Below are 20,891 nucleotides of genomic sequence, written 5' to 3'. Positions count from 1 at the left end.
CGAGCCGGGCAGGGCGCTCACCGGACTCGACGCGTTCCGGTGATCTCCCGTCCATCGGACGGCGGGAGTCGGTGAGCGGCCCTGCCTCAGCTCTGGTTGAAGAAACCGTCCGTCTGACGGCTGAGGGCCTCTCCGCTGATGATCTCCGTGTGGGAGGGGGTCAGCAGGAACACCCGGGTGGCGACCCGCTCGATCGAACCACGCAGACCGAAGATCAGGCCCGCCGCGAAGTCGACGACGCGCTTGGCGTCGGCGGGCTCCATGGCCGTGAGGTTCATGATGACCGGGACACCGTCCCGGAACAGCTCGCCGATGGCGCGGGCGTCCCGGAAGCTGTCCGGGGTCACCGTGCCGATCCGACGGCCCTTCTCCTCGGCCGTCTCGGACGCGACCTTCACGCGCGGGTCGGTGACCCAGGCATCGCCGGACTCGGAGCCCTCGGCGTAGTCGTCGTCGTAGTACCGCTCTTCATCGTTGTCGTCGACGAGGCCAAGCCAGGCACTCGCCTTGCGCACCGATCCCATGGACGCCTCCTCTCACAGCGGTCATTTCTGCTTTCCGCATCCCTATCGTCGTGCATGATGCGGATCGCGCGCCAAGTGGTTAGACGCCGCGCAGGGGTTTCGTGACGGTACTGGTGCAGAGTCAATTCGTCGAGAGCCCGGGTGTCCCAAGGGCCGTGCCGTGTACGACTGCTGACTGAGAGTGAAATATGACTTCTCCTGCCGTACGGGTGACGAGCGGGGCGTATGGGTGAATGCCCGAGTCGATACGATGCCGCCCTCGCGATCGCACGAACCACGGGGGAGCAAGTGTTCGGGATGGTCAGACCGTGCCGTCATCGGCTCGGTGAAGGGCTCAAAACCCAGTGGATGGCGCATCTGTGCGGGCTTTGTCTGGCGCTGCGCGGCGACCACGGGCAATTCGCCCGGCTCGTCACCAACTACGACGGGCTGCTCATATCTGTTTTGACGGAGGCTCAGGCCAGGCGCACGGCCGGCCGGCGACGTACTGCCGGACCCTGTCCGCTGCGCGGCATGCGGACCGCCTCGGTCGCCCAAGGGGAGGGAGCGCGGCTGGCCGCCGCGGTCTCCCTGGTGCTCGCCTCCGCGAAGGTCCGCGACCACATCGCCGACGGAGACGGGCTGTTGGCCCGCCGACCGGTGGCACTGGCCGCGCGCAGGGTCGCCGTGAACTGGGGCCGCGCGGGGGCGCGTACCGGCCTCGACGTCGGGTTCGACACGGCCGTACTGGTCGACGCCGTGGACCGGCAGACGGGCATCGAGGCGCTCGCCGGGCCCGGCACGCCGATCCTGGCGGTGACCGAGCCCACCGAGACCGCCACCGCCGCGGCCTTCGCGCACACCGCGCTGCTCGCCGAACGCCCCGGCAACGCGCGGCCGCTCGCCGAGGCCGGCCGGCTCTTCGGGCGGCTCGCGCACCTGCTGGACGCCGTGGAGGACCGGGAGGCCGACGCCGCCTCGGGCGCCTGGAACCCTCTCACCGCCACCGGAACGTCCCTGGCCGAGGCACGCCGGCTCGCCGACGACGCGCTGCACGGCATACGGCTCGCCCTGCGCGAGGTGGAGTTCTCCGACGCCAAGCTGGCGCACGTCCTGCTGGTGCACGAACTGCGCAGGTCGGTGCACCGGGCGTTCGGCACCTCGGCGTGCGCGCACCCGGCCGAGAGCGCCTTCGGGCCGCCGCCCGGAGGACCGGGCAGCACGCAGAGCCCGTACATCGGCGGATCTCCCCACGGCAGCCCCGGAGGTGGGCCCTCCGTCGAACCGCCGCGTCCCGGGCGCGGTTTCTGGGCCGGATGCGCGGCCGCCATCGGGCTGTGCTGCACCTGCCAGATGTGCTGCGCCGACGAATTCGAGGCCCCGTGGTCGCGGAGGAAGAGGGAGGGGTGCTGCAGCAACTGCAATTGTGACTGCGGGTGCTGCGATGGCTGCGAATGCTGTGAGTGCTGCTCCTGCTGCGATTGCGGGGCATGAACCGGGCGGAGAACGGATGCCGTTCTGCAGGGAAAAGACGCGCTCGGCGCGGGCGTCAGAAGTTAAGGCGTTTTCCGGGGGAGGGGGAGAAAAGCCCTGGCGACAAGGGCTGTGGGTCGGTCGAGGGGAGCAGGACGTGGAACAGGCATCCGGTTTTCCGTCAGCGGAATTGGTAGGGGCGATAGGGGCGACAGGGATGCTCATATCCCCGAACATCCCGTGATCCCCAAGGAGGGGCGCGGGCTGCGATCCGTTCTCGACCGGCCGGGCGGGATGGGGGCGCCGACCCGAGTATCGGCGGGGTGCCGATCCGAGCCGTGGCCGGGGCGTCGACCCGGGCCGTGGCCGGGGCGTCGGCCCGCGCTCCGAGGCGCCGGACCCCCGGTGGTGTACGTCGGTTGAACAGGGCGCGGCCGAAAGGCGCCCTTGCGTCGGTCGGTCGCACCGCCGAATACTCCCCCCAGCGCTTGTCAGGGGCACGGCGTGTTCGGAAACCGGATGACTCTGCCCTGGCTGCGCCTCACGGGCCCCGACCCCACGCGGGCCCCCGACTTCCCATGTGGAGGAACGAAAAGTGAGGATCAAGCGCACCACCCCCCGCAATGGCGTCACGAGACGGACCCGGCTGATCGCCGTCAGCACCGGACTCGTGGCCGCGGCCGCCTTCGCGGTACCCAACGCGAACGCGACCGACACCGCCACCTTCAGCACCAACCAGCTCAAGAGCGCCAGCAGTTCGGTGCTCAAGGCCGATGTCCCCGGCACCGCCTGGGCCATCGACGGCAAGACCGGCCGGGTCGTCGTCACCGCCGACAGCACGGTCTCCGCCGCCGAGATAGCGAAGATCAAGAAGCAGGCGGGCAGCAACGCCGGCGCACTCACCATCAAGCGCACCCCCGGCAAGTTCAACAAGCTCATCAAGGGCGGCGACGCCATCTATGCGAGTAGCTGGCGCTGCTCGCTCGGCTTCAACGTCCGCAGCGGCAGCACCTCCTACTTCCTGACCGCCGGTCACTGCACCGACGGTGCGGGCACCTGGTACTCCAACTCCGGCCGTACGACGGTCCTGGGCTCGACCTCCGGCTCGAGCTTCCCGACGAACGACTACGGGATCGTCCGGTACACCAACACCTCGGTCACCAAGGACGGCACCGCCGGCAGCGTCGACATCACCAGCGCCGGGACCCCGAGCGTGGGCACCAACGTCATCCGCACCGGTTCCACCACCGGTACCCGCACCGGACGCGTCACCGCGCTCAACGCGACCGTCAACTACGGCGGCGGCGACATCGTCTACGGCATGATCCAGACCACGGTCTGCGCCGAGCCCGGTGACTCCGGCGGCCCGCTCTACGGCAGCAACGGTGTCGCCTACGGTCTGACCTCCGGCGGCAGCGGCAACTGCACCTCCGGCGGCACCACGTTCTTCCAGCCGGTCACCGAGGCCCTGAGCGCCTACGGCGTCAGCGTCTACTGATCCGCGCCCGACCAGTACGGCACCTGCACCGCTGCGAACGCTTCGAGTTGTGCTGCGAACCGTTTGGCAGTTGTGCTGCGAACCGCTTCGCGCGGCTTCTTCACCACTGCGCGTGATCGAACTGCAGCCAGCAGCAGACGAGCCCCCGCACGGCACTGCCGTGCGGGGGCTCGCCCTGGTTCGGGCCACGGGGTTACCGTCGAAGGGCACGGACTGCGGAACTGCGGACTGCGGACTGCGGAACCGCGGAACTACACGCCTGAATCGCCCACTTCGGACCCCGGGGGCCAGGATGGTGGAGGAGCTGGTGGCGGCGGGAGTGACCGTCGCGTTCGCTGGAGCCGCGTATGTGGCGGCGGCTGCCAGGGTCGTCAAACAGTACGAGCGGGGTGTGGTCTTCCGGCTGGGGAGACTGCGCCCGGATGTGCGCGGACCCGGGTTCACCATGATCGTGCCGTTCGTGGACAAGCTCCGTAAGGTCAACATGCAGATCGTGACGCTGCCTGTGCCCGCGCAGGAGGGCATCACCCGGGACAACGTCACGGTACGGGTGGACGCGGTCGTGTACTTCAAGGTGATCGACGCGCCCGACGCGATCGTGCGCGTCGAGAACTACAAGTTCGCCGTCTCGCAGATGGCGCAGACCTCGTTGCGGTCCATCATCGGCAAGAGTGAGCTGGACGATCTGCTCTCCAACCGCGAAAAGCTCAACCAGGGGCTGGAGTTGATGATCGACAGCCCGGCCGTCGAGTGGGGTGTCTCCATCGACCGGGTCGAGATCAAGGACGTCTCGCTGCCGGAGACCATGAAACGGTCCATGGCCCGGCAGGCCGAGGCGGACCGGGAACGCCGGGCTCGCGTCATCAACGCCGACGCGGAACTCCAGGCCTCGAAGAAGCTGGCGGAGGCCGCACAACAGATGTCCGAGTCGCCTGCGGCACTGCAACTTCGGTTGCTGCAGACGGTGGTGGCGGTGGCCGCCGAGAAGAACTCCACGCTCGTGCTGCCGTTCCCGGTGGAGTTGTTGCGCTTTCTGGAGCGTGCGCAGGGTGGGGGTGGAGTGCCGCAGGCGGAGGTGCAGGCGCAGTCCGAGGTGCGGCGGCTTCTGGCTCAGGTTGAGCGGCTTGTGGGTCAGGAGACTGGAGTTCGGGAGGCCGGGCGGTCTGAGGTCCTCCAGCAGTTGTTGGCGGAGGTGCAGCGGCTTGCCGGGGTAGCTGCGCCTATGGCTCAGGGGCAGGTGGCCCAAGCGGCGGTCGAGTCGGCGGTCGAGTCGGCTGTCGCACCGGCTGTCGCACCGGTTGTGGCGTCGGCGCCGGGGCAGGTCGTGGGTGAGCGGGCTGATGGGCAGGGGCTCGTGGCGCAGTAGTGGGCTCAGGCCTTGCGTATTGCCTGGGGTGGGTTACGGGGCCCGGTGCGCCTGCTGTCGGTTCCCGGGTCGGGGCCGCGCCGGACTCTCCGCCCTCGGTCATGGGGGTCCCCCGCCCGAGCGAAGCCGAGAGCGGGGGAGCGTTCCATGTTTCACGGAATGGGCTGGGTGACCCGAGCGCCAGCCGCTGCGGGCGGAGAGTCCGGCACGTCCCCTACCGATGGTTCGCGGCTGCGGGTCGTGGGGGCGCACGTCCTTTGCGCACGTCCCGTTGCGTTGGTTCGCGGGTGGGCCTTCGCTCAATCTTCACCGCGTCAACCGGGGGCCTCCGCACGTGTATCGGCGAACGGTCGCTGTGGGGGCTGGATTTGGACAGGACTAGACCTCACGGACCGGAAAAAGTTACTCGCTCGTAGTGTTTGCATTGCGAACTGACGTGGTGTGACCGGGGTGGAGCAACTCGCGGCAGGCGCACCGCGTTTGCTCGTGCGCGGCCTGAAGTCGACCTTGTGTGCTCCCTGTACGCCTCGGAATAGTGGGCGCCGTCCAATGGGCGGGGCGGCTTCACAGCACGTCGAGCCCCTGCTCGTACCCTTTTCGCGGCACCGGTGTTCCCCACAATCGCCGGTGTCGACCCCCCACAGGAGGACGTAGGTTGAAGCACCGACGCATACCCAAGCGGCGTGCAGCCGTGGCGGGTGCGGGTATCGCCGCACTGGTCGCCGCAGGAGTCACCTTCCAGACTGCGAACGCCAGCGAGCACGCCGCAACCCCCGCCCCCGAGACGCTCTCGGTCGTCGCGGCCGGAAAGCTCGCCTCGACGCTCGGCAAGGACCTCGGCGTCGAGGCGGCCGGAACGTACTACGACGCCAAGGCCAGGAACCTCGTCGTCAATGTGCTCAGCGAGGACGCGGCGAAGGCCGCGGCGGCGGCAGGAGCCAAGGTCAGAGTCGTCAAGAACTCGCTCGCGGAGCTGACGAGCGCCCGTATGACGCTCAAGAAGGACGCCACCATCCCCGGCACCTCGTGGGCGACGAACCCCGAGACCAACAAGGTGGTCGTCACCGCGGACCGCACCGTCTCCAAGGCCGAGTGGGCCAAGCTCACCAAGGTCGTGGACGCTCTTGGCGGCAAGGCCGAACTCAAACGTACGAAGGGGGAGTTCAAGCCCTTCATCGCGGGTGGCGACGCCATCACCGGTGGTGGCGGCCGATGCTCCCTCGGCTTCAACGTGGTCAAGGACGGCGAGCCGTACTTCATCACGGCCGGTCACTGCACCGAGTCGATCTCCACCTGGTCGGACTCCGGCGGTCAGGAGATCGGCACCAACGAGGAGTCCAGCTTCCCCGAGAACGACTTCGGGCTGGTCAAGTACACGGCGGAGGTGGACCGTCCGAGCGAGGTCAACCTCTACAACGGCTCGACCCAGAAGATCACCAAGGCGGGCGACGCCACCGTCGGCCAGGAGGTGACCCGCAGCGGCTCCACGACCCAGGTGGACAGCGGTACGGTCACCGGTCTGGACGCCACCGTGAACTACGGCAACGGTGACATCGTCAACGGCCTCATCCAGACCGATGTCTGCGCCGAACCCGGCGACAGCGGCGGCTCGCTCTTCTCGGGCGACACCGCGATCGGTCTCACCTCCGGCGGCAGTGGTGACTGCACCTCCGGTGGGGAGACGTTCTTCCAGCCGGTGACGGAGGCGCTCAGCACCTTCGGGGCGGAGATCGGCTGACGTAGTTCGGGCCCCGCCCCCGGGTAGGGGGTGGGGCCCTTGTGCTTTCACGGGGTGATCCGCCGCCTGAACGACGCCGTCAGCAGTGTCACCGACACCCCCGCCACCGCCCAGCCCGACAGCACCAGCAGGGACTCCCGCAGGCCGTTCCCGCCGAAGTACGCGATCGAGCGCGCCGCCCACGTTCCCGCCCCCGGCGGCAGCGCCGGGCCGATCCCCCTCCAGAACGGCGGCAGCATCGGGAAGGGGACGGCGCCGCCCGCGCTCGCACTGCCCGCGATCACCACCAGCAGGATCGCCAGGCCGATGCCGGCGACCCCGAAGACGCTGCGGAGGGCCAGCGTCGTCGCGCCGGCCGCGAAGACGACCAGGGCGCCGAGCCCCCAGAGGGCGAACACACCGCCGGGCAGGGCGCCGAGTACCGGACCGACGATCACCGCACCGCCGAGCCCGCCCAGGACCGAGACGAGCGCCAGCGCTCCGAGCCGGATCGTGGCGCGGCGCGGGGTGATCGCCAGGATCGCCCCGTACAGACAGCCCCCGGCGCACCAGCCGACGACCAGGTGGAAGGACGTCAGTCCGTCGAAGTCCGCGGCGGAGACCGGGGCCACGTCCACGGTCCGGAGCGTGCGCCGCTCGGCCCGCGCCAGCGTCTCCATGAGCGTCTGCAGCGCCTCGGCCGACACGGTGCCGCCACCGGAGGAGACGAGCAGGGTGTCGGTGGTGCTCCGGGCGTCGATGATCAGCGCCCCGTCGATCTCCCGGTCGAGGATCCGCTGCCGGGCGGCCGACAGGTCCGCGATCGCCCGTGGCTCCAGCGGATCGCCGGGCAGCTGCTCCAGCCGCGCCACCGCCTCCGGAGCGACCTGCCGCGGGGTGACGATCCCGAAGGGCACGTCCCGCATCTCCGGGTCGTGCAGCGCTCCGACGAACGAGGCGATGAAGAGGAGCTGAAGCACGATCGCCCCGATGACGAGCAGGGCGGCCCGCGCAGTGACGGCGTCCTTCACCTCCGTGAGAAGGGGCCTGCGGGTCCGCGTCATGCCCTCAACGCTCCGGTCCTCCCGGCTTCCGTGCAGGTGGGAGGGGGCCGAATGGTCGACCTGGGTCGTGCCGTCCGGATGCCGAGAAAAGCGATCATGTGTTCGAATAGCGTCGCCGCCCGGGGGTGATGGGGTTAGAGTAATCGAACGCAAGTGCGATGAACATATCGGGCGTATCGTACGTATGGCTGGAAACGTGTAGGGCTGGAGCTGCGTACGGCTGAAAAGGGGTGGAGTGATGGAGGTGCGGCATGACGGGCTACGCCCATCTGCACGTCGCGTCCGGTTACTCCGTTCGCTACGGCGCCGCCCACCCCGAGCATCTCGTCCGGCGGGCGGCCGAGCGCGGTATGGCGACGCTCGCGCTCACCGACCGGGACACGGTCACCGGCGTCGTCCGGTTCGCGCTGGCCTGCGCCGGGACCGGGGTCCGTCCGGTCTTCGGCGTCGATCTCGCGGTGGCGGCCGTCGCGCCCCCGCCCCCCGCGCTGCGGCGCCGCACCCCGGCGCGCGGTGGCGCACACGTGATCGAGCCGCCGCTGCGGTTCGTGCTGCTCGCGCAGGACCGCGCCGGATGGGCACGACTGTGCCGCATCACATCGGCCGCGCACGCCGGCACCGCGGCCGGTGCGGCACCGGTGGTGGTGCCGTGGGAGGCGCTGCGCGAGCACGGCGGCCCGGGCCTGGTCGTGCTGCTCGGACCGCTCTCGGAGCCCGTGCGGGCACTGGCGGCGGGCCGGGAGGACGTCGCGATGAAGCTGCTGGCACCGTGGCGCGAGATCTTCGGAAGGGGGATCAGACTGGAGACCGTCCTGCACGGGCAGTCCGGCACCGGGCCGGGGTCGCTGCGACTGGCCGCGCGCACCCTGGCGCTGGCCGACCGCACCAGCACCACCGCCGTGCTCTCCAACGCCGTCCGCTACGCCGACCCGGGTCAGCACCGGATCGCCGACGTCCTGGACGCCGCACGGCTGCTGCGGCCCATCGACCAGCGTTACGTGGACAGCGGTCAGCGCTGGCTCAAGGACGAGCGGGCGATGGCGGACGCCGCACGGCGGATCGCCGCATGCGCCGGAGCGGCCCCCGGGCGGGCGGACCGGCTGCTGGCGGACACCGCGGCCACGGCGGCCGCGTGCACCGTCGACCCCGTGGCCGACCTCGGACTGGGCACACCCCACTTCCCGGAACCGGAGGTGCTCGGCGCCGAGCCCGGGCCGGGCGGCGCGGCACGGCTGCTGCGCCGGCGGTGCGAGGACGGCATGGTCCGACGTGGCCTGGACCGGGACCAGGCCGCCGTGGAACGCCTGGACCAAGAGCTCTCCGTGATCTCCGAGCTGAACTACGACTCGTACTTCCTCGCCGTCGGACAGGCCGTGGCGGACATCCGGGAGAAGGGCATCCGGGTCGCGGCCCGCGGCTCCGGCGCGGGATCGATGGTCTGCCACGCGCTGGGCATAGCCACCGCCAACCCGCTCGACCACCGGCTGCTGTTCGAACGCTTCCTGAGCGTGCGCCGGGCCTCGCTCCCGGACATCGACATCGACGTGGAGTCCGCCAGACGGCTGGAGTGCTACGACACGATCTTCGAGCGGTTCGGCGAGGAGCGGGTCGCGGTCACCGCGATGCCCGAGACCTACCGCGCGCGCAGGGCCCTCAGGGACACCGGTCTCGCGCTGGGGATCGCGCCGGATGAGGTCGACCGGATCGCCAAGAGCTTCCCGCACCTGCGGGCCTCCGACATCACCGGCGCGCTCGCCGAACTGCCCGAGCTGCGCCGGCTGGCGGCCGAGGCGGACCGGTACGGGCGGCTGTGGGAGCTCGCCGAGGGCCTCGACTCCCTGGTCCACGGCATGGCCATGCACCCCTGCGGAGTGGTCATCAGCGACGCGACGCTCCTTGACCGGCTGCCGGTGCAGCCCACCCCCCAGGGGAACTATCCGATGGCGATGGCGGCCAAGGAGGAGATCGAGGCGCTGGGCAACATCAAACTGGACGTCCTGGGCGTGCGGATGCAGTCCGCGATGGCGCACGCCGTCGCCGAGATCGAACGGACCACCGGCAACCACATCGACCTGGACGACCCGCGGCAGGTGCCGCTCGACGACGTCTTCGCCTTCAAGCTCATCCAGGAGAGCCGGACCCTGGGCCTCTTCCAGCTCGAGTCGCCCGGTCAGCAGGACCTCCTGTCGCGGTTGCAGCCGCGTGACCCGCAGGACGTCATCGCCGACATCAGTCTCTTCCGGCCCGGACCGGTCGCCGGTGGCATGCCCGAGCGTTACATCGCCGCCCGCCACGGCGGCACACCCTCCTACGCCCACCCGGACCTCGAGCCGGTGCTCGCCGACACCTACGGCGTGACCATCTGGCACGAGCAGATCATCGAGACGCTGTCGGTGATGACCGGCTGCGACCACGCCCTGGCCGAGGTCGCCCGGCGGGCGCTGGGGGAGAAGGACCGGATGCCCACGCTTCGGGAGTGGTTCCACCGTGAGGCGGGCGCCCGCGGCTACAGCGCGGAGGTCCGGGAGGAGGTGTGGAAGACCATCGAGGCCTTCGGGTCCTACGGTTTCTGCCGGGCGCACGCGGTCGCGTTCGCCGTACCGGCCCTGCAGAGCGCCTGGCTCAAGGCGCACTACCCGGCTTTTCTGCTGGCCGGTCTGCTCGAACACGACCCCGGTATGTGGCCCAAGCGTGTCCTCGTCGCAGACGCCCGTCGGCATGGCGTGCCGGTCCTGCCCGTCGACGTCAACCACTCCAGGGCGCGGCACACCGTCGAGCGTGCCGACGCGGAACGGTGGGGCGTCCGGCTCGCGCTGTCCGCCGTGCACGGCATCAGCAAGGACGAATGCGCACGGATCGAAGAGGGCCAGCCGTACGGATCGCTGTCGGACTTCTGGCAGCGGGCCCACCCCAGCAGACCGATCGCGGAACGCCTCGCGGAGATCGGCGCCCTGAACCGCCTCCATGACGGACGCCTCACGCGGCGTGATCTGCTGCTGCAGATCGCCGAACTCCACCGGGCCTCCCGCACCCGGTCCGCGGGCAAGGGCCAGGTGCCCATCGACGCGAACGCCGTCGGCGGAGCGGAGCCGAGCGGTCTGCCGGAGATGACCGGGCGCGAAGCCCTGAGCGCGGAGTTGAGCACCCTCGGCATCGACGTCTCCCGGCACCTGATGGAACACCACCACAGGTTGCTGCGGGAGATCGGTGCGACCGACTCGGCGCATCTGGCCGGGCTGCGCCCCGGTCAGCAGGTCCTCGTCGCCGGAGTGCGGGCCTCCACCCAGACCCCGCCGATCGCCAGCGGCAAGCGGATCATCTTCGTCACCCTGGAGGACGGCTCCGGCCTGGTGGACCTGGCGTTCTTCGAGGACTCCCACCCGGCGTGCGCGTACACCGTCTTCCACAGCGGACTGCTGCTGGTGCGCGGCACGGTCCAGGTGCGCGGCACCCGCCGTACGGTCGTCGGCACCATGGCCTGGGACCTGGACGAGATCGCCGCCGCCCGCCGCGACCACGGCCCCGAGGCAGCTCTGGCCCTGCTCGGCGCCGACCATCCGCAGCCGACTCCTGCCGAGCCGCAGTCGAGTCCCGACCAGGCCCAGCCGGCCCCTGCCCAGCCGCAGCGCACCCTGGCCAACGGCACCACCGGCGCGCGGCTGCACCCGTACGCGGATCTGCAGACCGCCGGCAGTCGTTCGGCCGACCTGAGGAAGCTGGGGCACCGCAGTCCTGGGAGCGCGGGATGACCACGCGGCAACGGCACATCGCCCACCTCCATCTGCACGCCGAGCTGACCGAGGACCAGTACGACGACATGGTCGAGCTGATGTCCGGAATCACGCCCCACGTCCAGGCGGTCCCGCCGGACGCCGTCCAACTGGATCTGACCTCGGCACTCAGGTACTTCGACCTGTCTCCCTACGACGTCGTCCAGTTGGCGAAGTTGCGTCTGAAGGCCCTCTACGGCATCGACAGCAGCGCCGGCCTCGCGGGCAACCGCATGCTGGCCGCCATGGCGGCCGACGCGTCGGCGCCGGGGGAGACCACCTGGGTCCCCGCCGAGCGGGCCACCGACTGGCTGCGGCCGCGGCCGGTCGCCGCACTGCCGGGGGTCGGCCGCACCACGGCGGCGACGCTCGACAGATACGGTCTGCACACCATCGGCCGGGTCGCGGACGTGCCCCCGGCGACCCTGCAACGCCTTCTGGGTGTCGGCCAGGCCCGGCTGCTCGGCGAACGCGCGCGCGGCCATGACCCCCGCCCGGTCACCCCCATGGAACCGGTGGCCCATCTGACCGACGACCTCGTGTTCGACCGGGACTGTCTGGATCCGGCGCAACACCATCGGGCCGTACTGGGACTCGCCGACCGGATCGGCCAACGACTGCGCGGTGAAGGCCAGGTCGCCGGTCGTCTCAGCCTCACGGTGCGGTACGCCGACCGCAGTTCCACCACGCGTACGCGCACGCCGCCGGAGCCCACCAGCCATTCGTCCGCCCTGGCCTCGGTCGCTCTGGGCCTGCTGGCCGGCCTCGGGCTGCAGCGGGCGAGAGTCCGCGCCTTCGCGCTCCGCGCCGACGACCTGTCACCGGCCGGGGAGGCCTATCGTCAACTCTCCCTGGACCCCGGGGACGACCGTGCTCGCGCCGCGGAGGCGGCGGCCGATCGAGCCCGCCGCCGCTTCGGCCCCGGAGCCGTTCAGGCCGCCGCCCTGGCCGACGACCAGCGGACGACATGAGGGGGCTCAGTTGGCCCAGGGGGGAGCGAGGCGGGTGCCGTCGGCGAGGGTCGCTTCCAGGCCGATGGACGTGGTGACCCAGGAGACCGCGGTGCGGTCGGTGGGATTCTCGACCCCCAGAGTGGCGCCGCGGTTGATGACGACCGTGTCGCCTGCCGAGATGCGTTCGGTAAGGCCGTCCAGGGTGATCAGGAGTTCACCTTCGAGGAGGTGGAAGATCTCCTCGCGGTTGACGGTGTGCAGAGGAGCCTTGGTGCCGCCGGGGATCTCACCGCGCCAGGCGCACAGTTCCCTGCTGCCGGTGAGGGGGGTTGCGTACGAGACGAAGCGGGCGCCGTGGATCTCATGGGTGACGGCTTCGGACGAGCGGATGACGGGCATTGCGCCTCCGTAAGGTGGTCAAGCCACTTGACTATATTCCTGTATGGTCAAGTAGCTTGACCACTGTGTCAAGGGTGTTTCAATGCCCCCGTGCACAACTCCGAGGCCATGGCCCTCTCCGCCGCCCTGCTCGCCGCCGCCGGTGAGCTCACACAGCGCATTCACGCGGGCGTGGTCGCCCGGGGCTTCGAAGGGCTGCGGCCCGCGCACGGGTTCGCCTTCGCGCGGCTCGCGCCGGACGGAGCGACCGTCAGTGAGCTCGCCGGCCATCTGGGGGTGACCAAGCAGGCCGCCAGTCAGCTCGTGGAAGAACTCGTGCGCAAGGGGTACGTCGAGCGGCGGCCGCATCCTGTGGACGCCCGGGCCCGGCTCGTCGTCATGACCGAGCTCGGGTGGGCGTGCACGCGCGCCGCCGAGGAGGCCGCCGCCGACGCCGTGCGCCCCTGGGTTCGGCAGCTGGGGGGGCGTCAGGCCCGTGCGCTGTATGAACAGTTGCTGGTCATCGCGCCGAACGGTCCCATCCGCCCCACGTGGTGACAGCGGTAACGCCATTCAGGTGGTGTGCAACTAACACTGGAAGTTTTTACTGACGCGTAACTTCCCACGTCTGCTACTCGTTCGTAACTTGAAGTCAGAACAGCATCCTCGTGATCCGGATCACAGGGCGTACGTCGTCGCATGTCCCTTGAGCCGCAAGGAGATCACCCGATGCTGCCCTGGAAGCGAGTGCTCAGATCACTCGTCGCGCTGCTGCTCACCGCCGTGGCCGTCCTCGTCCCCGTCACCGAAGCCACCGCCTCCGAGTCCGCCGCCCGCAGCAGTGGCTTGAACGATTACTCGTGCAAGCCGTCCACCGCCCATCCCCGCCCCGTCGTCCTGGTGCACGGCACCCTCGCCAACTCCGTGGACAACTGGCTCGGCCTCGCACCGTACTTGGTGAACCGCGGCTACTGCGTCTTCGCCCTGGACTACGGGCAGTTGCCCGGCGTGCCCTTCTTCCACGGACTCGGCCCGATCGACAAGTCCGCGGAACAACTCGACGTCTTCGTCGACAAGGTCCTCGCCTCGACCGGCGCCGCCGAGGCCGACCTCGTGGGCCACTCGCAGGGCGGCATGATGCCCCGCTACTACCTGAAGTTCCTCGGCGGTGCCGCCAAGGTGAACGCCCTCGTCGGCATCGCGCCCGACAACCACGGAACCGACCTGAACGGCCTCACCAAGCTGCTGCGTTACTTCCCGGGCGCCGAGGACCTGCTCACCAAGGCCACCCCCGCCCTCGCCGACCAGATCGCCGGCTCCCCGTTCCTGACCAAGCTCAACGAGGGCGGCGACACCGTGCCGGGCGTCAAGTACACCGTCATCGCCACCAAGTACGACGAGATCGTCACTCCCTGGCGGAGTCAGTACCTGAGCGGTTCGAACGTACGCAACGTCCTGATCCAGGACCTGTGCCCGCTCGATCTGTCCGAGCACGCCGCGCTCGGGCTCGTCGACCGGATCGCCTTCCACGAGGTGGCCAACGCCCTGGACCCGGCGCGCGCCACCCCGACCACCTGTGCCTCCGTCATCGGCTGATGGCTGATGGCTGTGGTTGGCAGTCGGCGTCTGACGTGTGACGGCTGGCGTGTGACGGTCGATGGTCGTTGGTCGAGGCCGATGGCTGATGGTCCGTGGCCGGCCGCCGACCGCTAGCGGCCGTGCCGGCCGCCGCCCGCCGTGCGCCTGCGGACCGAGGCGAACCATGCCCCGGTCCCCAGTGCCAGGGCGGCGGCACCGCCCACGGCGAGATACGGGGTGTTCCCGCTGCCACCGGTCTCGGCGAGGTCCGACTTGGCGCCGGCCGGCTCCGGCAGGTTGGCGCCGCCGTCCGAGGCGGGTGAGCCGATCTGCGGCCCCGAGTCCGAGCTGGTGCTGGTACCGGTGCCGGTGGCCGGGCTGCCGGAGGGGTCCGTCGTCGTGTGCGGGTCGGCGTCGCCCTTCCCGTGGTGCTCGACGGTCGACTTGTCGGCGCCGTCGGCGATCTGTTCGTCGGAGGGTGCGGAGGCGCTCGGTGCGGGTGCGGACTTGCTGTCCGCACCACCGCCCGCCGGATCACCGCCCGCGGAACCACTGCCCGAACCACGCTCGGGAGAACCGCTTCCCGAGGCGCCGCTGCCCGACGAGCCGGCCCCCGACGAGGCGCTGCCCCCGAAGGACACGTCCGAGCAGGAGTAGAACGCCTCCGGACTGTCCGACCGCTGCCAGATCGCGTACAGCAGCTGTTTGCCGGAGCGCTGCGGCAGGGTGCCCGAGAACGTGTAGAAACCGCCGGTCGCGGCCGGGTCCGTCGCCGTGGCCACCGGACGGGCCAGATCCAGGTCGTCCCAGGCCAGCGGCTTGGACGGGTCGTAGCCGGGCTTGGTGATGTAGACCTTGAAGGTGCCCTTGTGCGGGGCCGTCACCCGGTACTTGAAGGTGTACGAGCCGGCGCGCACGCTCGTCGTGGGCCAGTCCCCGCGGGCCAGGTCCAGGCCCTTGAACTCGTCGTTGCCCGCACTGCACAGTTTTCCGTCGGCGATCAGCTCCTGGTGACGTCCGCCGGCGTCACCGATCCGGATGCCGTTCCAGTCGTAGAGCGCCTGGGTGCCGCCCGCCGCGACCGCCGCCCGGCACGCGGCCGACCGCGGATTCTCCGGGCCCTCCGCGTAGCACTGGGCGACCCGGCTGACGGGGTCGCCCATGGAGCCGTGTGCGACGGCGGGCCCGGCGGCCAGCGCGGTCAGGGCGAGCGGGGCGGCACCGGCGACGGTGAGCACGGTGGTCTTGCGCAGAGCGGACGCAGACATGGGAGTGACTCCTGGGGCGGTCGGGTCTTGCGGTGGGCGATCCGCAAGCTAGCCCCTGGAATCCGGGAAAGCGCCTGCTGAGAGCGGGCGAGGGCGATCTTTATGGCGCCCTTAAGGGCGTGCTGAGGCTGGGCTCAGGTAGGTACCGTGCGGGCATGACAGACCAAGGTGACCTCGGTGAGATCCGCCCTGCGACCGCCGCCGACGTACCCGCGGTGAAGGCGGTGACGGACGCGGCGTTCGAACGCTATATCGACCGGATCGGGGTGGTGCCGGTGCCCATGGAGGCGGACCACGCGGCCGATGTCGCCGCGGGGCGGGTGTTCGTCCTCGGAGAGCCCGTCCGCGGACTCGTGGTGATCGACGCGCACGAGGATCATCTGTTCCTCGACAGCATCGCCGTCCACCCCGACGCCCACGGTCAGGGGCTGGGGCGGCGGCTGCTCGCCTTCGTGGAGGCACGCGCGCGTGCGCTCGGTCTGCCCGAGGTCAGGCTCTACACGAACGCGATGATGTGGGAGAACCAGCGGATGTACCCGAGGTTCGGGTACGAGGTCGTCGAGCGGCGTGCGGACGGGCCGTACGACCGGATCCACTACCGCAAGCAGCTCATCTGACCAGTGCGAAGCCGCGGATTCCCGATGTTGGAAGAGGGCGGCTGGGCTCAGCCGTCCGGCCACCAGGTGCGTGCGATGTCCTTTCGCACCTCGGGGCGCTCTGTGGGGTTTTCGTCGATCTCATCCCGCTTCCGGCGGGATTCGGACTTCCTCAGGGGCTTGTGCACGGTCGCACGGCGCATGGCTGCCTCCTAGTGCCTACCGGGTTCCGTGATGGCACGGAGGTAGACCTTTCCCGGGAGGGTTACTCATCGAACGTGGTCTGTCAGTGGCGGGAGTCACGATTCGGTTGTCAGTGGCAGGTGTCACTCCAGGCCACATGCTGTGGAACAGTGACAAAACCGCGAGCCCCGATGCACGTCGCAGGGCCGGCTGTGACGCGGCGTTCCTGATCGGTTACGAGGAGGCCCCGCCGACCGGCGAGTAGCGGTTCGACGTAGTGTCCGTACGCCATGCGCTCGACCGGCGGTACGCGGTGGTGGCCGTGGGGCGGCCTCCCGGTGCGGGTCCCGGGCTCACTGTCACAACCGCGCCAAGTGCCCGCCGCGCGCCAGGCGCTCCAGTTCGTCGAGGGACCGCTCGGCGGCCGACGCTGCCTCGGGATCGCGGTCCGCGAGACCGCTCGCCGCGAACTCGTCCTCGTCCAGTCGGAGCACGGTGCCGCCGTCGGCGGAGCACCACAGGTCGAGGTCCAGGTCCTCGACCACGATCTCGCGAGGGGAGATCCCGCGGGATGAGACCCCGCGGGATGAGACCCCGCGGGAGGAGATCGCACCTGGCGAGACCTCGCCGGAGGAGATCTCGCCGGGGGAGACCTCGGCCGGACGGGTCACATCGCAGTACCAGCCCTTCAGCACGCCCTCCGCGTCGCGGACCTCCTTGACCGCGTACCACCGGTCGCGCCAGTAGTGCTCGGTGAAGATGTCCCCCGGCTCGAACCGGACGAAGCCGAAGTCGCGGATGCCGCTGCCCGCCCAGGGGGCGCGGACCGTGATCCGTGTGCCGTCGTCGTCGAGCAACTCGGCACGGTAACGGATCTTCGTACGGCCGGACTTCATCAGGACGACCTCGAACTCCGCACCTTTCTCAGTCGAGTTCGCGGGCATGCTGGACCTCCGTCGCGCGGATCTCGTAGCCGAACCACTTGTTGATCGCCAGCATCGGGCCGTTGCCGGCGTCGTTGCCCGTCACCGCCTCGGTGAAGCCCGCGGCGCGGGCGCGGTGCAGGGAGTCGTTCTTGGCGAGCTTGGCCAGGCCCCGGCCGCGGTGGGCGCGGCTCGTGCCGGTCATCACCGTGCCGTAGCAGGTGGCGCCGTCGGTGCGGGCCGCGCTGAACGCGGCGGGGCGGCCGTCGACCAGTACGACCGAGGTGAGCTCATGGCTGAGCAGCGGATGGCGCCAGGTCTCCGCCAGCCAGGCCTCGTAGTCCGTGAACTCGTGCTGAATGTCGCTGGGTTCGTCGCTCATGGTCTCCGCGTCCAGCTCGAACAGCGGGCGCGGGTCGTCCGCGAAATCGGCGGCCGTGCGCAGTTCGACGTCACCGGGGAGATCCTGGAGCGGAGGCAGGGAGGCGTTCGCCAGATCGAGGTGGAGGAAGTGGGCGGAGCGGCCGGGACGGTAGCCCCGCCGCTCGGCGAAGGCGCGGTTGCCGGGCTCGTCCAGCACCCACGAGAAGAGCTTGCGTGCGCCGAGGGCGGCGAGCCACTCCTCGGCCGAGCGGACCAGCAGCGAACCCGCGCCCCGGTCAGAGTGCTCGGGATGCACATAGATGTTGAGGTAGCCCTGGCCGGGCTCAGGGCTGTCGTACACGAGGCCCACCTGGGCGGTGCCGACGAGTACGCCGTCGGCCTCGGCGACCAGGGGCCGGAAGTGGGCGTCCGGATGGGAGTGGGCGACGTCGTACCTGATCGAGTCGGCCGTCGTGAGCATGTACGGCAGGGCCCGTCGCCGGATGTCGGCGAACGCTTCGGCGTCGTCGGGGGTCAAGTCGCGGACGATCACAGTCATGGAGGCGCACGCTACGCGTCGCGAGAGTCCGGGTGCCTCTCATTTTCCGGCGGCTGCGGGACAATCACAACGTGACGTTGAAGATCGACATCGATGCGGGGTCGGCGGTCGCGCCCTACGAACAGGTGCGCGCGCAGATCTCCGAACAGGCACGGGCCGGAGTGCTGCCGGTCGGCTACAAACTGCCCACCGTGCGGGGCCTCGCCGAGGCGCTGGGGCTGGCACCCAACACGGTCGCCAAGGCCTACCGGACCCTGGAGACGGATGGGGTGATCGAGACACGGGGGCGCAACGGCACGTTCGTCGCCGCGGCGGGATCCGCGGCGGAGCGCGCCGCCGCGGCGGCCGCGCAGTCCTTCGCCGAGCGCGCCCGGCGCCTCGGTCTGGACGAGGCCGCAGCCCTCGCGGCGGCCCGGGACGCACTGCGGGCGGTCTACGAGAGCCGGCCCGGAGACTGAACGCCGCGCGGGCGGGCTGTGCGAGCTGTGCGGGCGGTTTACGTTTCGGTGGTCTGTGCGAGCCGCGTTGGCGGGCTGTGCGACCGCCGCGGTCGCGGTGTACGGGAGCCTGCGCCGGCGGTGACGGCGGTCGCGGGGTGTCGGCGCTTGTGTCGGGCGGTGTAGCGAACGACGGATCCCGGCACTGGCCTCAGCTCTGCCGTCGCGCCGAGGACCCGGCCGGCTCCTTGGTGGCCGGCGGCAGGTGCCGGGGGGTGCGGGTGACCGTCAGTCCCGCCGCGGTCGCCGTGCGGGCGAACACCAGCGCGTCCTCGACCGCCGCGGCATGCGGATCATTGTTGAAGTACGCGTACACGTCGCGGTCGTCGGTCCAGGTGCCCGCGATCCGCCGCGCCCAGGTCGCCAGGGACTGCCGGCCGTAGTGCGGCCACCGCCGGGCGCGTCCGACGTGGAAGCGAATGTAGCCCCACTCGGCGGTGGGCCACAGCGGGGTCACCGGCCGGGACAGCACGTCGGCCCAGCACAGCGCGGCACCGCGGGCTTCGAGCACCTCGCGCACCGCGGGCGTCCACCAGGACTCGTGACGTGGTTCGACCGCCACCCGGGCACCGGACGGGAAGCGGGCGAGGCACTCGTCCAGCAGGGCCGCGTCGGCACGCAGGGTGGGCGGGAGCTGGAGCAGCACCGGTCCGAGCCGGTCGCCCAGCCCGGCGGCGTGGCTCATCAGCCGGTGCACCGGCTCCTCCGGATCCCGCAGACGCTTGATGTGGGTGAGGAAGCGGCTCGCCTTGAGGGCTACGACGAAGTCCGGTGGCGTGCGTTCTCGCCAGGCCTCGAAGGTCTCCCGCGACGGCAGCCGGTAGAAGGCGTTGTTGATCTCGACGGTCGCGAAGCGAGCGGCGTACTCCTCCAGCCAGAGGCGGGCAGGCAGACCGTCGGGGTAGAGGACGCCTCGCCAGTCCTTGTACTGCCAGCCTGATGTGCCCACGAAAAGGGTCATATGTAAATGAAAGCACCTGGGGTGGAGCCCCTACAGCGTGGAGCCCCCAAAGCGTGGGCCCCTACAGATAGAGCCCCAGCGTGGGGCCCCTACAGATAGAGCCCCGCATCCGCCCCGTCCCGTGCCCCCGGCACCGACGTGGGCGTGGTCCCCCTGCGCAAGGCGTAAAGCTCCGCCAGTGTCGCGCCCTGGCGGCCGATGCCCTCGTCCGTGCCCAGCCAGCTCACCGCTTCCCCGTGGGTCAGCGGGCCCACCTCGATACGGGCGAGACAGCGGCCGGGGCGGACCACCGCGGGGTGCAGGCGCTCGAGGTCCTCGTTGGTGGTCACGCCCACCAGGACGTTGCGGCCCTGGCCGAGCAGGCCGTCGGTCAGGTTCAGCAGCCGTGACAGGGCCTGGCCCGCGGTGTGCTTGGCCTCGCCGCGGATCAGTTCGTCGCAGTCCTCCAGCAACAGCAGCCGCCAGCGGCCCTTCCCGGTGCCCTCGTCCTCCCCTATCGCGATGTCCATCAGATAGCCGACGTCGGAGAAGAGCCGCTCCGGGTCCAGCACGCAGTCCACCTGGCACCAGTCCCGCCAGGAACGCGCCAGTGTGCGCAGCGCGGAGGTCTTGCCGGTGCCCGGCGGGCCGTGCAGCAGCAGGAGCCGGCCCGCGATGTCCTCGGGTGTCGTCTTCATCAGCCGGTCCATGGCGTCCGCCACCGGCGCCGTGTAGTTGGACCGCACCTCCTCCCACGTGCCCGCCGAGATCTGGCGGGTCGTGCGGTGCGGGCCGCGGCGCGGGGACACGTACCAGAACCCCATCGTGACGTTCTCCGGCTGGGGCTCGGGCTCGTCGGCGGCGCCGTCCGTCGCCTGGTTCAGCACCTGTTCGGCCAGTTCGGCGCTGGTCGCCGTCACCGTGACGTCGGCGCCCCGGTTCCAGCGGGAGATCAGCAGCGTCCAGCCGTCGCCCTGCGCGAGGGTCGCGCTGCGGTCGTCGTCGCGGGCGGACCGCAGTACCTGGGCACCCGGCGGCAGCAGCGTGGCCCCGGACCGTACGCGGTCGATGTTGGCGCTGTGCGAGTACGGTTGCTCGCCCGTCGCGAAGCGGCCGAGGAACAGCGCGTCGACGACGTCCGACGGTGAGTCGCTGTCGTCGACGTTGAGCCGGATCGGCAGTTCGTCGTGTGGGTTGGCAGCCATGCCGCCATGATCCAGCACGTGTGCGTCCCGTGCACCCCGGTTTTCGTAGTGCGTCCG

Annotated in this window: 19 protein-coding genes; 10 read left to right on the top strand and 9 right to left on the bottom strand. The window is 70.5% G+C overall.

The features are described from left to right. Window positions 1–86: 86 nt before the first annotated feature. A complete protein-coding gene (locus tag EF387_RS06790) occupies window positions 87–524 on the bottom strand; it encodes a cell division protein SepF (RefSeq protein WP_128375572.1) in 438 nt (145 codons plus the stop codon). 288 nt (window positions 525–812) lie between these two features. On the opposite strand from EF387_RS06790, the gene EF387_RS06785 reads away from it, so the two are divergent. The 4 genes from EF387_RS06785 to EF387_RS06770 all read left to right on the top strand — a co-directional run bounded on the left by EF387_RS06785 (window position 813) and on the right by EF387_RS06770 (window position 6,578). Continuing rightward, window positions 813–1,997 (top strand): DUF5685 family protein, encoded by a 1,185-nt coding sequence (locus EF387_RS06785; RefSeq protein WP_202918160.1) that lies wholly within the window; start codon window positions 813–815, stop codon window positions 1,995–1,997. Between the two features lie 574 nt (window positions 1,998–2,571). Further along, window positions 2,572–3,474: a S1 family peptidase gene (locus EF387_RS06780; protein WP_128375570.1), complete on the top strand. Its 903-nt coding sequence runs from the start codon at window positions 2,572–2,574 to the stop codon at window positions 3,472–3,474. A 292-nt stretch (window positions 3,475–3,766) separates the two neighbouring features. Then, complete coding sequence (locus tag EF387_RS06775; RefSeq protein WP_238431365.1) at window positions 3,767–4,840, top strand: slipin family protein; 1,074 nt, start codon at window positions 3,767–3,769, stop codon at window positions 4,838–4,840. 655 nt (window positions 4,841–5,495) lie between these two features. Then, window positions 5,496–6,578: a S1 family peptidase gene (locus tag EF387_RS06770; protein ID WP_128375569.1), complete on the top strand. Its 1,083-nt coding sequence runs from the start codon at window positions 5,496–5,498 to the stop codon at window positions 6,576–6,578. Window positions 6,579–6,625: 47 nt separating this feature from the next. On the opposite strand, the gene EF387_RS06765 is transcribed toward EF387_RS06770, so the two are convergent. Further along, a complete protein-coding gene (locus EF387_RS06765) occupies window positions 6,626–7,621 on the bottom strand; it encodes a DUF3533 domain-containing protein (protein ID WP_128375568.1) in 996 nt (331 codons plus the stop codon). Window positions 7,622–7,872: 251 nt separating this feature from the next. On the opposite strand from EF387_RS06765, the gene EF387_RS06760 reads away from it, so the two are divergent. Next, the gene (locus EF387_RS06760; protein WP_128375567.1) at window positions 7,873–11,370 is read left to right on the top strand and encodes a DNA polymerase III subunit alpha; all 3,498 of its coding nucleotides are present in this window, start codon (window positions 7,873–7,875) and stop codon (window positions 11,368–11,370) included. Further along, window positions 11,367–12,362, top strand: coding sequence for a DNA polymerase Y family protein (locus EF387_RS06755; protein WP_128375566.1), 996 nt, complete (start codon window positions 11,367–11,369; stop codon window positions 12,360–12,362). Before EF387_RS06760 ends, EF387_RS06755 begins: the two co-directional genes overlap by 4 nt. A gap of 6 nt (window positions 12,363–12,368) precedes the next feature. Here the strand turns inward: EF387_RS06755 and EF387_RS06750 are convergent, their stop codons facing one another. Continuing rightward, entirely contained in the window at window positions 12,369–12,743 is a 375-nt protein-coding gene (locus EF387_RS06750; RefSeq protein WP_128375565.1) for a cupin domain-containing protein, read from the bottom strand. Window positions 12,744–12,833: 90 nt separating this feature from the next. Here EF387_RS06750 and EF387_RS06745 point away from each other — a divergent pair, with 90 nt between their 5' ends. Both EF387_RS06745 and EF387_RS06740 read left to right on the top strand, forming a co-directional pair. Beyond that, complete coding sequence (locus EF387_RS06745; RefSeq protein WP_128375564.1) at window positions 12,834–13,280, top strand: MarR family winged helix-turn-helix transcriptional regulator; 447 nt, start codon at window positions 12,834–12,836, stop codon at window positions 13,278–13,280. 171 nt (window positions 13,281–13,451) lie between these two features. After that, window positions 13,452–14,318 carry an esterase/lipase family protein gene (locus tag EF387_RS06740; RefSeq protein ID WP_128375563.1) on the top strand — a complete coding sequence of 289 codons (867 nt, stop codon included), beginning with the start codon at window positions 13,452–13,454 and terminating at the stop codon, window positions 14,316–14,318. 113 nt (window positions 14,319–14,431) lie between these two features. Here EF387_RS06740 and EF387_RS06735 read toward each other — a convergent pair whose 3' ends face one another. Beyond that, window positions 14,432–15,568: a lytic polysaccharide monooxygenase auxiliary activity family 9 protein gene (locus EF387_RS06735; RefSeq protein WP_128375562.1), complete on the bottom strand. Its 1,137-nt coding sequence runs from the start codon at window positions 15,566–15,568 to the stop codon at window positions 14,432–14,434. A gap of 155 nt (window positions 15,569–15,723) precedes the next feature. Here EF387_RS06735 and EF387_RS06730 point away from each other — a divergent pair, with 155 nt between their 5' ends. Further along, on the top strand, window positions 15,724–16,185 hold the full coding sequence (locus EF387_RS06730) for a GNAT family N-acetyltransferase (protein WP_128375561.1): 462 nt from the start codon (window positions 15,724–15,726) through the stop codon (window positions 16,183–16,185). 47 nt (window positions 16,186–16,232) lie between these two features. On the opposite strand, the gene EF387_RS49375 is transcribed toward EF387_RS06730, so the two are convergent. From EF387_RS49375 to EF387_RS06720, 3 genes are all read right to left on the bottom strand, one after another. Next, on the bottom strand, window positions 16,233–16,367 hold the full coding sequence (locus EF387_RS49375) for a hypothetical protein (RefSeq protein WP_274388923.1): 135 nt from the start codon (window positions 16,365–16,367) through the stop codon (window positions 16,233–16,235). 339 nt (window positions 16,368–16,706) lie between these two features. Then, window positions 16,707–17,291: a ribonuclease FAU-1 family protein gene (locus tag EF387_RS06725; protein ID WP_128375560.1), complete on the bottom strand. Its 585-nt coding sequence runs from the start codon at window positions 17,289–17,291 to the stop codon at window positions 16,707–16,709. Further along, the gene (locus EF387_RS06720) at window positions 17,272–18,192 is read right to left on the bottom strand and encodes a GNAT family N-acetyltransferase (protein ID WP_128375559.1); all 921 of its coding nucleotides are present in this window, start codon (window positions 18,190–18,192) and stop codon (window positions 17,272–17,274) included. Before EF387_RS06720 ends, EF387_RS06725 begins: the two co-directional genes overlap by 20 nt. 71 nt (window positions 18,193–18,263) lie before the next feature. Between EF387_RS06720 and EF387_RS06715 the strand changes: the two genes are divergently transcribed. Further along, the gene (locus tag EF387_RS06715; RefSeq protein ID WP_202918159.1) at window positions 18,264–18,650 is read left to right on the top strand and encodes a GntR family transcriptional regulator; all 387 of its coding nucleotides are present in this window, start codon (window positions 18,264–18,266) and stop codon (window positions 18,648–18,650) included. Between the two features lie 190 nt (window positions 18,651–18,840). Here the strand turns inward: EF387_RS06715 and EF387_RS06710 are convergent, their stop codons facing one another. Both EF387_RS06710 and EF387_RS06705 read right to left on the bottom strand, forming a co-directional pair. Next, the gene (locus EF387_RS06710; RefSeq protein WP_128375557.1) at window positions 18,841–19,650 is read right to left on the bottom strand and encodes a DUF72 domain-containing protein; all 810 of its coding nucleotides are present in this window, start codon (window positions 19,648–19,650) and stop codon (window positions 18,841–18,843) included. Window positions 19,651–19,739: 89 nt separating this feature from the next. After that, window positions 19,740–20,834 (bottom strand): DUF5925 domain-containing protein, encoded by a 1,095-nt coding sequence (locus tag EF387_RS06705; RefSeq protein WP_128375556.1) that lies wholly within the window; start codon window positions 20,832–20,834, stop codon window positions 19,740–19,742. Window positions 20,835–20,891 lie beyond the last annotated feature (57 nt).

The organism is Streptomyces cavernae, from assembly GCF_004023625.1.
Classification (GTDB): Bacteria; Actinomycetota; Actinomycetes; order Streptomycetales; family Streptomycetaceae; genus Streptomyces; species Streptomyces cavernae.
The sequence above is the reverse complement of the archived record's forward strand: the minus strand, read 5'-3'. Positions and strand labels throughout refer to the sequence as shown.